The sequence below is a fragment of the Photobacterium rosenbergii genome (genome assembly GCF_003026455.1).
In the GTDB taxonomy this organism is placed as follows: Bacteria; Pseudomonadota; Gammaproteobacteria; order Enterobacterales; family Vibrionaceae; genus Photobacterium; species Photobacterium rosenbergii.
This window is the reverse complement of sequence record NZ_PYMB01000001.1, coordinates 484,258-498,528: the sequence shown is the minus strand read 5'-3', so window position 1 is coordinate 498,528 and position 14,271 is coordinate 484,258. Positions and strand designations below refer to the sequence as shown.

The following is a 14,271-nucleotide window of genomic DNA, read 5'->3' as shown; positions in this document are numbered from 1 at the left end:
TTTACAGGCCCCGCTCTTTAATCCACTGTACTGCCGTTTGTCCATCCCTAAGCTCAGACACACCAACTTCAACAACCCAATCACCGTCACTCAAACCGTCAACCAGTTGATTATCTTCTATTTTGATTGCGACTTTTGTTAATTTATTGACTTCTGGTTCCCAACGAAAAATATAAGTTTGACCATTTTCGTTTATCAATGCAGATACCGGTATTTTGGACTTTCGGTAATTTTTACTCTTTGAGATAGATAATTTGACCTTAGCAGTCATACCAGGGAGTAAATTAATTTCATCGGGTTTTGTTATAGATGCAACCACGGTATAACTTGCGGTTGCTTGATCAGCAACTGTATTTATCTCTTTAATACTTGCATCATAGAAACGTTCACTTCCCTCAAATTGAACATTAACCTTAGTATTTGGTGTAACACTTCCTGATTTTTGGCTAATCAAAGAAATAAATTGCTCCGGAAGTTGAAAGCTGATATCAAACATGGATTCTGCTTGAATACCAACAACTACTTCTTTTTCTCTTGCAAATTCATAGGCTTCACTATACTTCGTTATAACCACACCATCAAAAGGTGATACTAAACGAGTATAGTTTCTATTATTTTGTGCCTTCTCTAATGCTGACTTTGATGTTTGCAATTCACTTTTTGCCGTATCATAATCAGATTTTGAAACAAACCCCTTCTTAACCAGAAGTTTTGCTCTATTATATACCACCAAAGCTAATTCATAATTTGCTTTTGCAAGATTAACTTCTTGATCGTATATAGAAGACTCTATAGTTGCTAAAAGCGTTCCTCTTTTTACTCTATCTCCTGAATTAACGTACATCTTGTTAATTTGCCCACCGACACGGAAAGAAAGTAATGATTGCTCAGAAGCTTTAATCGTTGCAGGTAAAGTAATATTTTTATCTTTATTTTCTATATTTATCTGAAACAGTTTGACAGGTGTTGGGTAGTTAACATTGTTAATTTCATTTTCTGATTTACATGCAGTTAGAAAAACAACAATAGTACTTATCAACACATACCTTAAGTAATGTATTTTCATAATTTAGCTTTATGATAATTGAAGACATTAGTAATTATCTAATAATAACCTATCTATCAGTTTAATTTGGAAAATATAAACCTGAGATTAACTTTTCAATTAAAAGGTTTTTAGATGAAATTGAACATAAAATATTAATAGATTGATTTACCAAAATCGGTATAACATCCCAGCATTGACCATCAATACTTGTGAGTCATAGAAAGAAATATCGTTGTTATCTTCAAACCATGCCACACCAGCATTAGCTGTCCAGTTTTTTAAGCCAAACGGTTTGCTATAGAGAGCATTGACACTGACACCGTGCAATTTACTATCAGCTTTTTCGCCAAAAACAGGATTTGCTTCATCCGCTTTTTGCTTTGATGCGTAAACGTTTGTGACAAAACGCCAATCATCCTTAGTGTATATATAGTTTGCACCAACAGAATATCCTTCCCAGGCCATTGCCTTACCCTGAGTATCATGCTTTGTGTATGAAACTTCAGGTGTCACAATATGCCTTCTATCTTCAGAGCTAAACTGGTATCTTGCCTCGACTTTATGATTATCACCATTTCGATTTAGCGCCGTTCTTTCTGCATCTGATAAATTAAGTGATTGGCCATTTTGCTCATTGTCGATTTCGATCTCTCTATATGAGTACCGTAACTCTAAACCAGTACCATAGATTTTATCCCAAATCAGTCGATAGCCATTTGCCGTCCTACCAGTTTCTTCACGTGCTCCGCCAGTTTTAAATGGATCTGACCAGACTTCTGTTTCAGCTGCGGTATAGAGCACACTGGCTCCCATCACACCTGCCTTACCAAGGTTTTGACGTACGCCAGCAAACGTTGAAAGATCAAATCGAATATAATCTTCCAACCGGTTACCAATAAAGATCTGAGTGCCTGACTCAGCAAAAGTATAAGAAATTTCACCAGCTGCAATCATCATGGCACTACTCTCACTTTTGGCAGAGCCATAAGAGTTAATAGATTTTTCGCTTAAATCGATAAAGCCAGCACTGGCTAATTCATTTGATTTTACAGAGACGCCACCAGCGCCGAGATTAACATACCCACTGAACCCACTTTCTTTGGGGATCGGATCAATCGCATTTGCGGCTAGAGGAGTAAAAAAGAAAGAGCTTAACGTTATATAGTGTGCCAAACGCATAATCTGGTCCTAACTGTTTGTATTTGTTAACTGGTTTAATAACTCCTTTTACATCATCAATTGGCAAAGCCATTTGCCAAAGCCTCGATTTAAAGAGGTTTTGTATTAAAAAAAATTAAATGCACAGGTGCGCACGCATGCACCCAATAGGTAGAAGATTATTAGAAGATAAACTTCTTTAGACATCATTTGATTTTAAATTGGTCTATCAATGGGCATATTTTCACTACCCATGGATATTATTCATTAAGATGAACTGTCTTTTTTTGTCTCAATAGCGCGAATATTTGCAGCAATAAATTCTAAACGGCTGGCAAGATCTTCAGCTCTAAAAGTATATAAAGTATGTCTTCCAACCTTTTCACTGCTGACAACCCCTACTTCGTGCATCGCTTTGAGGTGCCGGGATACTACGGAACGATCTTGCGACACATGTTTAGCAATGGTACTAACATCTGAGGTACCTAAGCTAATCATTATCTGAGCAAGTTGGATCCGAGCCGGTTCTGAAAACACCTTGAATAACTGAGATTCCATGCTGTTTTCGAACAACCGTTCTTTGCTTTGTAAATCTGTCATTATCTTCTTCATGTGGTGAACTTTAATGTATGCGTGCACATACATGCAAGCATTTTTATGTGAATTTCATCACTCTTTTCGTTAATCATCGCATTATCAATAATATAGAATCTAAAATTATTTCCACATCATTTCTGCCACTAATATCAAACAAAGTATTCGCATACTTGCATAACGACATATTCAATAATTACTAAAATAATGCATGACTTCTGAAGGCTTACCATGAAAAATACAAATCGAAACGTGCAATATTTTTTGTTTTCCTATCCCGCTGACTAGCTTTATCCTGCGCAACCTTTTGTTTGCAGGTTTACACTAGTGACTACACCGTCCTCCAATGCGTTATACACCGACCTATCTGGCTATTATGACTTGATGTGTGCTGATATCGACTATGAGGCACAAAGTACCTACGTACGTCGACTGCACCATTTATTCGGCAATGGGGGAATGCACCACCTTGATTTGGCGTGTGGGACAGGCCCTCATATCAGGCACTTGATAGATAATGGTTACCAGAGCCTAGGGTTAGACCTCAACCAGCCTATGCTGGATCAGGCTAAAATTCGCTGTCCTGAAGCAAGCTTTATACAGCAGGATATGACTCGCTTTGCCGTTGAGAGCCAAGTCGATTTGATCACCTGTTTTCTCTACTCTATCCACTATTCGGGTGACATAGAGAAGCTAAAGGCGTGTATTGCAAGTGCTCACGCTGCGCTGCGAGATGGCGGAATGTTCTGCTTTAACGTGGTAGAAAAGGACATGATCGATAACAGTTCATTTGTAAGCCATCGTGCTGAACATAACAGTGACAGCTTTACCTTTGCTTCTGGGTGGCACTACCCAGGAAGCGGTGAACAGCAAAAGCTCAAATTGAGTATCGAAAAGCAAAGCAATGGCGAGATCCTAAAGTGGAAAGATGAACACCCTATGGTTGCGGTAAGCTTTGAACAAATGCGCCATCTGCTTGAGCCGTTTTTCGAGGTATATATGTTCGAGCATGACTACGAAAAAATTGTTCCGCTGAAGAGTACATCAGGCAATGCCTTCTTTGCTTGTATAAAGCGTGAGATTTCAGTTGCTAACGGGCAAGAACTGGCAGCCTAACTTTTTCTAAGCGCTGGGGCCGCAGTGATAAGTTATCTTCCTGCGGCTCTCCTTTCCCCATTACTGAGTGACTTCAATTAAGTAATTGTCGACAACATATGACCATAGGTGGCCATAATTGTAGAAAACCTCATGTCCTGAAACACCTGCACCAAGCTGGTAGAATTTAAAATCAACATCCCCACCGGCCTCTTTGTATGCAGTAACAAAGCTTTCAATAGTGGCGTCAGCGTAATAAGGGTCATTGTGAGCATAAATGAACAATGTCGGTATTTTCAATTTGTCAGCGACATCTTCGAATATCGCTATATTTTGTGATTGCGTACCATTGCTACAAGTATCTCCTACCCAACCACCGGAATAGTTTATCACGCCCGTGAATGCGTCAGGGTGCTGCGAAGCATAAACAAGTGAAAGGATCCCACCTCTAGAATTTCCAGAAAGTACTATCTTTTCTTTATCTACCCACGATTGCTGGATTAGGTAGTTATACGTTGCATCCAGAGACTCTAAGGCGTAATCCACCCCTTTGCTAATCCCAGCAGGATCGCATGTATACAGCTCTTTATAACTGCCTTCCGACTTACCACGCCCTCTTCGCATCGGAATGATTAACGCAATATTTTTATTGACCAAATACTGCCCAAAGCCCCAAGGATTAATGGTGTAGTCCTTGGGAATGACATAAGGGCCTGTTGAACCATGGTTAAATATGACGGTTGGGAAAGGCCCTTCACCCTCAGGTTTATAAACGGTCGCTTCTAGGTTGATGCTAACCTTACCGAACAATCCCTTATCGGTGAGTGGGATATTGACACTTTCACCATAGTCATTGGCAAACGATGATGTTGAGGCTAAAAGCATGATAAGGCCATAAAAAAGACGATTGCTCATCACAGACTCCAAACGGATTAAGTGTTTTTATAATAAACACAACAACATCCATACGGTTTGTGACCAATCGTCCACTTTCCCGCCACTAGCAAGTTTTCTTATCGCATTGATAAATCACCCGAACTTAACCAAAACATGCCATAACAGTTTTAGTTGCTGAAGTTCGTCTTGAACATCAGCAGGCGATAAGCCAGCATGATTATCGACAACACGCTGGGCTGCCTGACCGATAGCAAAAGCTGTCACATCGCCGTCAATGGCAACTTGCTTTGCGAGGTGAACCATATCGGGTCCACGAAAGTCATCGGGAACACATTCAACCGGTAATCGATATGCTGGTCGCCACGCTATTTGAATATCATGTGTTTGGGCTAACTTTACTAGCGCATCACCGATATCTGTACCCCTGAACGACGCATCGGCAACCAAACTTTCGACATCCTTGCAAAGGCTAATGTCGCCGTGGATTTGCGCTTCAATATAATGGTCGAGATTTCTTGCTTTTGGTTTAGCTAGTCGAGAAGCTAAATCACCGCATTGATCAGCTAGGTCTCCATGCAGACATCTTTCTACCAACTGCTTGGGACGAATAGGATTGATACCGAACACCGCATCCCTCTCAAAACACTCTAACAAGGTTTCAGCGAGAATGGGCTTGAAAGTATCTAGAGTTCCCCTAGTTTGCGGTGTTTGGTAGGAGTCACCAAAGCAAAATGTCGCACGCTGACTAACTTCAGCTTTAAAAACGAAATAACATGAACCGAATCTTGGGCATGGACCATCCATATGCCTCGCAATATCAAGCGCGCCATACTTTGGGCGCAGGCTCAACGGTGCGTTGCTAAATACATCACCAAATAGATGGTTTTCCCACTTAGCACGCTCCCCTTCCTGCAATGGGTCAAGCTTGCCATTCGATACCAAGGATTCGAACTGGTTTAAGTAACGACCGGAGTGCTGCATTGATTCAACAACTGTCAGTCCGTTTGCTGTAACCCTATCGGGGTGAAAGTGCGCTGCAATTTGCGCTTGCTGTTGAACACTTGAAATTAACTGCGTCACCGACTGCTGGTCTATATTGGACATATCAAGGATATGAGCAAAGGATTCAAGTGCAGTAGTCTGTAAGTTATTGGCGTATTCGCTTACGAAAAGAACGGCTTTGTGCGACGCAGTATTATGGTTCATCTAAACTCCATGATAGATATTCAGGCTAATCAATAATCTATCATGGAAACGGCATACGGCAAGGGGCTATTGTGGAAGATCAATTTGAATGAGGCCGCCATCATTAACCTCGAAATGTAATGACATTGTACCCTGCTGCTGACTTTGCTTAATCACTTTTACTTCCCGCTCAGGAAAGCGACTCATAACAGCGGTTTTAAGCTCTGACAATAGCTTCTGTCTATCCTCAGCTGATAGGTTTACTCCAAGAGACATCCAACCTCCAAACAAAATAGTTCTGTTTGAAATAAGCGACCTAACGGAAAAAAAACTTAAATACCCGCCAGATTATTGCTTGTGGATTAATCCCGCTACCTTTGCATGTTATGCCGTTGTTTTACTATATACAGCCGTATGGCCTAGTTCACCGGAGGGCAAACGCCTTTCGTTTTTTTTGAGGCACTCAAACTCAAAACCACAACGCTCGGCAACTGCACGACTTGGGTAATTCTGCTCCGCAGCCGTAATTTCAATACGATTGGCATGCAATTTTGCAAATGCATACTCACAAAGGTGAGTCACTGCTTCCGTCATATATCCGTTGCCATAGGCAGAAGTTCGCAACCAATAGCCTATTTCAAAAAACGGCACTGTTTTGTCTCTGACCAAAAGCCCGACGGCTCCAACAAACCTGCCACTTTCCTTTTCGATTATGGAGTAGCGCAACTCCCCTTCAAAGGCTTCAAAGTTGGCTATTGCCTGCAGCGTATTTTCGATGGATTCTTCTTGGGTCAAAGCGTATGGCACCCAGGGTAAGTACACAGCAAGCTCATCCCTACTCTCGACTATAGCTTCGAGCATCATGTCAGCCCTATCCAACGAAGGCGGCAATAGTTTTAGCCTCTCTGTTTCCATCATCAATAGCCTCTTTTTACTAATGTCCTAGTGAACTTATCAAACCATTTTCGACCGCTCAATAATTAGGCCCCTGTTTTAAGGGGCCTTTTCTGTATTCCATCAATTATAAGGTAGGGTTAACATGCTTCTGCAGCAGCGCTACACACCTTTTTCTGCACGGTATTTGGTGCCGGTTCATAATGGCTGAGAGCCATACTGAAAGTACCTTCACCACCGGTCATTGCCCTTAATCTCTGGGAGTAATCGAGCAACTCGTTTTGCGGGATCCGCGCTTTTAGTGAAGTGAAATTGTTCTCTTCAGATTGGGTACCTAAAATGACACCGCGGTTAGCAGCCAAATCACCACTAATATCACCGACAGAGTCCGTAGGGATTTGAAGGTCTAGTTCAACGATAGGTTCAAGTACGATGGGATTTGCATTGTTTACTGCGTCGAGGAAAGCTTTTTTGCCAGCAATTACAAATGCGATTTCCTTTGAATCAACAGAATGATATTTACCGTCGTACACGGTGACTTCTACATCATGGATTGGGTTACCGGATATGGCGCCTTCCTCAACCGCCTGTCGGATCCCTTTTTCTACTGCCGGGATCAAGGACGTCGGAATAGCACCGCCCACCACTTTATTGATAAATTTAAAACCTTCTCCCCGTTCCAATGGCCTAACTTTTAGTTGAACCTCACCAAACTGGCCCGCACCACCACTTTGCTTTTTATGGCGGTAATGCCCTTCTGCCTGCTGGGTGATCGTCTCGAAATACTCGATACTCGGTTGCTCAGTATTGACCTTGAGCTTATAGACCGATTCCATTTTCTCCAGCGCAATTTTCAAATGAAATTCACCCTGACCACCTAACACCGTTTCATTGGTACGGGTGCGATGCTCAAGGCGCAGAGACGGGTCTTCAGAAACGATTTTATTCAGCACTTCCGAGAGCTTCTGCTCATCGCCACGTTTGGTGGTTTGAAGTGCAAGGCTATACATGGGAGCGGCGAATTCGATGGTTTTCATCGACACATCGTCTTCGTCATGGGAATCATGAACGACAGAATCAAAGCTAAGGTCATCAACCTTCGCCAATACACAAAAATCACCCGCCCTTGCACTGGCTATCTCTAATCGTTTCTTACCCTGCAATTGGTATAAGTGTCCGACTTTAAACGCTTTGCTGTTTTCGCCGATAAAGAGCTGGGAACCAGCATTAATCTCGCCTTGGAATACACGTAAATAAGCAAGTTTTCCAAGATATGGATCGACACTGACCTTGTAGACATGGGCAACCGAATGATCCAACTGCTCGCAATCAACCCGGATTTGTTGACCATTCTTCTCCAGCATCGGCGGATTTCCTTCTGCCGGCATTGGCATAATTTCGGCAAGGGTCTGAAGTAATAGTGAGATGCCCTGACCGGTTTCCGCTGAAACAAAGCAAACAGGAATAACGTGACCGGTTCGCAAGGCTTCTTCAAAAGGATCATGGAGTTGTTCAGGCGTTAAAGAAGATCCTTGCTCCAGATAAAGCTCCATAAGGTCTTCGTCAACCTCAATAACCTGATCAATAAGCTGCTCGTGGGCAGCTTCTACACTATCGAATAATGTTGGTGCGTCATATTTTGGAGAGAAGTAACAATCAACAATCGATTGACCGTCTTGAGACGGTAAATTGATAGGCAGGCATTCTTGACCAAAATGCGCCTGAATTTCCTGCAGTAGCTGAGGGGTTTTATCCGGGTTGAGATCAACTTTGTTAATGATGATCATCTGGCACTTCTGCTGCGACTTGGCAAAGTTAAATAACTTTTCGGACACTTGGTTCAGCGGGGTATTGGCATCAAAGACGAGAGCAGAGGTTTCGACAGCAGGATAGATACTTAATGAACGGCCAAGCAGTTCCGGTAAGCCAGGGGTATCAATGACGTTTAGCCGGTGTTTTTGCCAACAAAGAGCGGCAGGTGTAGCTTCGATACTATGTTGGTAATGGATGGATTGGTCATCGAAGTCAGTGACAGTGTCACCCTCTTTGACATTCCCGAGATGGGTGGTGCATTCCGACTCAAACAGAAGACGCTCAACCAAGGTCGTTTTACCTACCCCGCTTTGACCGACTATCGCGATATTACGGATTTCATTCATAGACATAACAGCCTCCGAAGTTCAGAAAGACAAACGCTATTTTCCAGCATGTAGGCGGTCTCCCGCCTTGTCGTCTTCCAGGTCAATTTTCGGATGGGTACGTCCATAAGCACAGGCCCAAATCGCCGCAAGAGTAATAGTAAGAATAACCAAACTTTGAAATTTAATTGTCTCGAATAGCTTGCGCCTATCCGCTTTAAATTAATGTGAGTTATTTCATATGGATAAAGATTGTCGTATTTTTGTTATTAAAAAAGGCCACATTTGTGACATTCAACGTAAGTGTTGATATCACAACTGTGGCCTTATACTAAGCCAGCATGTCGTTGTTGAGGATTAACGCTCTAACCTAGCTTGCCATCTCTCTTTTTTGGGACAAGTACTTAATCCAGCTTTTTGATGCTGTGGTTGACTCAATGTTATCTGCTTGCTTAGCAAAGATGATCGCTTTCTCGAGGTTGTCTAGCTTGTAATATGCCCTCACCTTGGCAAGTGCAACATCTGCCTCGTGATCTTTGTCTTTGACTTTATCAAGCTCGGCAATTGCCTCGTTGTAATAGCCCTGCTGCAAGAGCAACTGTGCCAAAGGCCAACGGTGTTTGTTATTCAACGCAGCCGCTTTTCGCCAAACCGATATCGATTTATCCCATTCTTTGGCGATTTGCCAATATTGGGCCTGCATGACAACAAGTTCGACATCGGAATCTGCACCCTCAAGTTCTGAATACAAGAGTGCAGCCCGCTCAGGGATACCACGCTGGGCATAAAGCTGGGCCAATGTCTTCAAATCTTGCTGAGATAACTCCACCCCTTGCCTGCGCGCCAATGCCAAAGTATCAAGCGCAGATTTTGACTGGCCCAAACGAAGCTGGATACCCGCTGATTGCTGCCACCAAACAAGTTTGTTCGGCTCAAGGATAATCAGGCTTTCCAAAGTGGGTAATGCCGCTTTCCATTGTTTTAGCTGAAGCTGGGCACCGAGTTTGATGGTCAACGGCTGAACATCCATCTTACCCGCATACTTTGAGTAAGAGTTAATAGCCGACAGCGTTTGTTGCCACTCGGAAACCTGATAATGAGACTGGGCGATACGCAACCATAACTCATCGGCTTTTTGATTTTCTGGAATGTTCTTACTCAAGGCATAGTAATGCGGTAAAGCCTGCTTGAACTTTTCACTCGATAGCAAAATGTCAGCTAGCATACGCTGGGTTACCCAAGCCTGCTCGTCTTGTAATAAGCCAGAGTTGACGGCATCAGTCAGATTAGCAATTGCCTTGGTCGTGTTATCTTGTTGCCAATAGAACACACCCAACATACGTTGAACATAAGCTTTATCGTAGTCACGAGAAGGATCTAATCCTTCAAGCAACGCAATCGCTTCACCCAACTTCTCATCTTGCTGGAGATTGTGAGCACGCTGAACCCGCCCTGCGGTATATTGCGATAGTTCCGCAGACACAGCCGGTTCAGCGACCAGGCCAAGAGGCAAGGACAAGGCAACAAGTAATGTCAGTTTCTTGATCATTTCTGTATTTTAAACTCCAGTCTTACCGTTTGACCAACCTGGGCAATAGACTTGCCATCGACAACTTTAGGCTGGTACTTCCATTTTCTCAGCGCCTGAATAGCTTCACGTTCAAACAAACGGCGAGGCTTTGCATCTAGAACACTTATGTCTGTTGGGCGCCCCTGTGGGTCAATGGTAAATGACATTACAACGTAACCTTCGGCCCCCTGCTTCATCGCCCTTGAAGGGTATTTTGGCTCAACACGGTACAAAGGCATTGCCTGCTGGTTAGCACCAAAATCAGAAAACGTCGGAGCGTTGATTGCTAAGCCCGAGACCGATGCATCAAGGTTCAAGCTTGGCATTGATGGCGAAATTGTATTGGTCACCGTCTGGCTTGCTGCCTTCGGAACAGCCTGCGGTGGCGGTTCCGGTGTTTCAGGTTTCTCTGGCGCAGCACGCTGACGACGCTGTGCTTCTCGCTCTTGCTCTACCATTACCATATCAAAAGCCAACAATTGCTTTTCGGCTTCAGGACGCTGGTTGCCGTTATCGACCATCCATGCCATGAAGGTGAACAACCCCAAGGCCATTACAAAAGCAGCTGGGATTGCAATAAGTACACGCAGCATTAGCGCTTCTCCGCAGCCAACGCTATCTTCTGCACACCAGCCCCTTTCGCGGCATCCATAACTCTAACAACCGTTCCGTTGTAGGCATGCTCATCGGCTTGGATCACCAGCGATGCTTCAGGCTGCTCAAGTAGCAAGTGTTCAAGAGTGGCCTGGACACGTTCAACATCAACAACACGCTTATCGATGTAGACATCGTTGGCAGATGTGATGGCAATAAAAATACCGGCATCTTTCTGGCTGACGACATTACTGGCCTGAGGGCGATTGACTTCAACACCGGACTCTCGAACAAATGAGCTGGTAACAATAAAGAAAATCAACATGATAAATACGATATCCAGCATAGATGTCAGATCTACCTGGGCATCTTCACGGGCTGAAGAAGGACGACTCAGTCTCATTACTGACTCCTCAATAATTTTTCTAACTTAATTTCACGCTTGTGGCAGGATTTGGATAAACGAGAATGCACAAACATGCCTGACAGTGCTGCAACCATACCAGCCATTGTCGGCAGTGTTGCCAGGGAGATCCCTGATGCCATCAACCGAGGTTGGCTGCTTCCTTGAGTTGCCATCACATCAAACACCGAAATCATACCAGTTACCGTGCCTAGCAGGCCCAGCATCGGGCAAATGGCTACCAGTACCTTGATAAGGTTCAGGTTTTGGTTAAGGGCAATATGTGCCTGGCTCAACCAACCATCACGCATAGATCGTGCGTACCATGATGAGTGGTCGTCTCTTGACTGCCACTTCTCTATCCATTGCTGCCGTTGTTTCGGGTAGGTAATGAGCAGGTACAAAACCCGCTCAATCACCAAGATCCAGCAAAACATCACAACCGCTGCTAACCACCAGAGCACCTGACCACCTTGGTTCATGAATGTCTCTAGTGAATATTGCCAAGCATCAAAGAATGAAGCTTGCACTAGCGGAACTTCATACAGATTGCTTTCCATTAGGCGGTCGTTCCTGCTTTTTCAGCCTGCTCTGCTACCAAGCTAATACCTTGTTTTTCAAGGATGCTACGGATAGTTTCAGCCTGAGTGGTCAACATGTTGTGCGCAAGTAGAAGCGGCATCGCAGCGACCAGACCAAGTACCGTTGTCACCAATGCCATAGAAATACCACCAGCCATCACCGTTGGGTCACCATTACCAAACTGGGTGATCACCTGGAAGGTTTCAATCATGCCGGTAACAGTACCCAGGAGGCCCAGCATCGGAGCAAGTGCAGCCAGTAGTTTCAGCATAGATAGGCCCTTCTCCAAACCTTGTTGCTCATCAACAATGGTTTCGAGTAGACGTAGTTCAAGTGCTTCAACACTACGTGTCTGCTCTTTGTTGTAAACGTTAAGCACACGGCCCAATGGGTTGTTGCCTGGGTTTTCAGGAGTCTTAAGCTGCTTTTTGATCTGCTGGCGAATTGCGAATAGCTTAGCGCCACGGAACAAGCCGATAGCCAGACCAATAGCAAGAAGACCTAGGATAATTTTACCTACTACACCGCCGTGTTCGATACGGTCTCTTAGCTCAGGAGCATTGGCAAGTTGTTCAAGCATGATGCCACGAGACGGGTCGACAACCATTGACTGCATACCACTTTGCTCAAGTTGCGACAGTTGATTGCTTACCGGACCGTTCTGCGGCTGTTTAAGATATGGCTTGGCCGATTCGCGCTTGCCGTCCCATGCCAGGTAGCCTTGTTCGCCAATTAGGCCAAGGCTGCCCAAACGGTATGCGTCAACGTTAGCCATTTTGCCCTGTCCGTCGATGAAAGGCACTGATACTGCTCGTAATTCTCGGCTGGCATTGATTTGCTCTTCTAGCCCTTTCCACAAACCCGTCAGTTCTTCTAGTGAAGGAAGCGTTCTCGCTTCAACAATGCTGTCGATTACTTTGCGGTATTCATTACGGTCAACGCCCGTTACCGAGAAGCCCATTTCCGAATCAAGATCTTTTGCGGCCTGACGAACAACACCGAACAACTCACCCAAGCTGCCCGTTTCTAAGCGAAGCTGCTCTTCAAGTTTGGCTAGTTCGTTTTCATTTTTGCTGAACGTCGTGCTTAGCTGGTCCGTTTCAGTTTGAAGTTGCTTACGCTGCTTAAGCAAAGCATCACGCTGCGACTTAAACTCTTGCTCGGTCATCTTGAAACCCTGCTCTCGTTCAGCATTGTGCTGCTGCTGAACTTTGGCTTCTTGGCGGGTGTCTTGTACTAACGAGGCATTGGCAGAAGCCAGAGGTACAGAGAATAGGCACAATGCTGCCACTAACGCTTTGATTTTCATGTTACTTAGTCTCCACGTTAACTGATACTGGCAGTGTAATTAGGCTAGGCGCGGCTTGTTTGGAAGCAATAGCAAAGGCTTTATTGATATCTGATGCAAAAGAATGATCGAGCGATTGCCATACCGACTCTTTATCGTTCCATGACCAGTAATTGGTTCCGTCAAGACTACGAGCAACAAGAGAAACGCGACCAAGATAAAGCATATCCGCTTCGATTGTACCGTCACCAAGTGCAACCTGCCCCTGGTAGATACCCATCTTGGTGCCGTAATCTAGCTCAATTTGGTATGCCTCCAGAATACGACGGTATTTTTCAGCGTCACTGATATCAGCCTGTACCATCATTTTTTCTAGCTTTTCGATACGTACCAGACGCTGCTCTTTACGAATAGGCTTGTCTGATTCAACATTGGTTTTTAGGCCATTGAGCATGCTGTACATCAGCGGCACGACACCCTGTCGGGTATCTTTAATGCCTTCGATCTGCTGGTTTAGACTCGTCATTTCCTGGTTTTGGCTATTAACCAAGTTGGCAAGATGGTCACGGTAAACCTGTAGGTTTTGAACTTCTTCCTGAAGTTGCTCAATTTCAGCTTTCATTGACAACGTGGCTTCCGCACTGCGGTCAATTTTCTTCTGGCTAGTTGCCGATGCGGCATTCATTGAACTTTCCAGGTTTCGGGCTTCACCCAATGTGCTGGCTTGCACGCCAGATGTAAGGCTAAGTACCAAAAGCGCGAGGCTTGTTTTCTTGATATTCATTTTAAAATCAATGCACTAATAAACGTTAAAAATCTTCAATC

At 44.1% G+C, this 14,271-nt stretch carries 15 protein-coding genes; 1 reads left to right on the top strand and 14 read right to left on the bottom strand.

Going from position 1 to position 14,271, the window contains the following annotated elements:
• Position 1: 1 nt before the first annotated feature.
• The 3 genes from C9J01_RS02455 to C9J01_RS02445 form a co-directional block, all read right to left on the bottom strand.
• Positions 2 to 1,066, bottom strand: coding sequence for an efflux RND transporter periplasmic adaptor subunit (locus C9J01_RS02455; protein WP_107296511.1), 1,065 nt, complete (start codon positions 1,064 to 1,066; stop codon positions 2 to 4).
• 147 nt (positions 1,067 to 1,213) lie between these two features.
• Positions 1,214 to 2,227, bottom strand: coding sequence for a DUF2860 family protein (locus C9J01_RS02450; protein WP_107296510.1), 1,014 nt, complete (start codon positions 2,225 to 2,227; stop codon positions 1,214 to 1,216).
• 246 nt (positions 2,228 to 2,473) lie between these two features.
• On the bottom strand, positions 2,474 to 2,806 hold the full coding sequence (locus tag C9J01_RS02445) for an ArsR/SmtB family transcription factor (RefSeq protein ID WP_158264478.1): 333 nt from the start codon (positions 2,804 to 2,806) through the stop codon (positions 2,474 to 2,476).
• A gap of 378 nt (positions 2,807 to 3,184) precedes the next feature.
• Here C9J01_RS02445 and C9J01_RS02440 point away from each other — a divergent pair, with 378 nt between their 5' ends.
• Positions 3,185 to 3,916, top strand: a complete 732-nt coding sequence (locus C9J01_RS02440) for a class I SAM-dependent DNA methyltransferase (RefSeq protein WP_107296508.1) — start codon at positions 3,185 to 3,187, stop codon at positions 3,914 to 3,916.
• A gap of 60 nt (positions 3,917 to 3,976) precedes the next feature.
• Here the strand turns inward: C9J01_RS02440 and C9J01_RS02435 are convergent, their stop codons facing one another.
• From C9J01_RS02435 to C9J01_RS02385, 11 genes are all read right to left on the bottom strand, one after another.
• Positions 3,977 to 4,810, bottom strand: coding sequence for an alpha/beta hydrolase family protein (locus tag C9J01_RS02435; protein ID WP_107296507.1), 834 nt, complete (start codon positions 4,808 to 4,810; stop codon positions 3,977 to 3,979).
• A gap of 114 nt (positions 4,811 to 4,924) precedes the next feature.
• Positions 4,925 to 5,998, bottom strand: coding sequence for a DUF3626 domain-containing protein (locus C9J01_RS02430; protein WP_107296506.1), 1,074 nt, complete (start codon positions 5,996 to 5,998; stop codon positions 4,925 to 4,927).
• 66 nt (positions 5,999 to 6,064) lie between these two features.
• Positions 6,065 to 6,253, bottom strand: a complete 189-nt coding sequence (locus C9J01_RS02425) for a hypothetical protein (RefSeq protein WP_107296505.1) — start codon at positions 6,251 to 6,253, stop codon at positions 6,065 to 6,067.
• 108 nt (positions 6,254 to 6,361) lie between these two features.
• The gene (locus tag C9J01_RS02420) at positions 6,362 to 6,892 is read right to left on the bottom strand and encodes a GNAT family N-acetyltransferase (RefSeq protein ID WP_107297395.1); all 531 of its coding nucleotides are present in this window, start codon (positions 6,890 to 6,892) and stop codon (positions 6,362 to 6,364) included.
• A gap of 119 nt (positions 6,893 to 7,011) precedes the next feature.
• Complete coding sequence (gene fusA, locus C9J01_RS02415; protein ID WP_107296504.1) at positions 7,012 to 9,036, bottom strand: elongation factor G; 2,025 nt, start codon at positions 9,034 to 9,036, stop codon at positions 7,012 to 7,014.
• 343 nt (positions 9,037 to 9,379) lie between these two features.
• Positions 9,380 to 10,558, bottom strand: a complete 1,179-nt coding sequence (locus C9J01_RS02410; protein WP_107296503.1) for a tetratricopeptide repeat protein — start codon at positions 10,556 to 10,558, stop codon at positions 9,380 to 9,382.
• Complete coding sequence (locus C9J01_RS02405; RefSeq protein ID WP_107296502.1) at positions 10,555 to 11,172, bottom strand: energy transducer TonB; 618 nt, start codon at positions 11,170 to 11,172, stop codon at positions 10,555 to 10,557. Before C9J01_RS02405 ends, C9J01_RS02410 begins: the two co-directional genes overlap by 4 nt.
• Positions 11,172 to 11,576 (bottom strand): ExbD/TolR family protein, encoded by a 405-nt coding sequence (locus C9J01_RS02400; RefSeq protein ID WP_107296501.1) that lies wholly within the window; start codon positions 11,574 to 11,576, stop codon positions 11,172 to 11,174. Before C9J01_RS02400 ends, C9J01_RS02405 begins: the two co-directional genes overlap by 1 nt.
• A complete protein-coding gene (locus C9J01_RS02395; RefSeq protein ID WP_107296500.1) occupies positions 11,576 to 12,136 on the bottom strand; it encodes a MotA/TolQ/ExbB proton channel family protein in 561 nt (186 codons plus the stop codon). The genes C9J01_RS02400 and C9J01_RS02395 overlap by 1 nt, the downstream gene beginning before the upstream one ends.
• The gene (locus C9J01_RS02390; RefSeq protein WP_107296499.1) at positions 12,136 to 13,467 is read right to left on the bottom strand and encodes a MotA/TolQ/ExbB proton channel family protein; all 1,332 of its coding nucleotides are present in this window, start codon (positions 13,465 to 13,467) and stop codon (positions 12,136 to 12,138) included. Before C9J01_RS02390 ends, C9J01_RS02395 begins: the two co-directional genes overlap by 1 nt.
• A gap of 1 nt (position 13,468) precedes the next feature.
• Positions 13,469 to 14,230: a DUF3450 domain-containing protein gene (locus tag C9J01_RS02385; RefSeq protein ID WP_107296498.1), complete on the bottom strand. Its 762-nt coding sequence runs from the start codon at positions 14,228 to 14,230 to the stop codon at positions 13,469 to 13,471.
• Positions 14,231 to 14,271 lie beyond the last annotated feature (41 nt).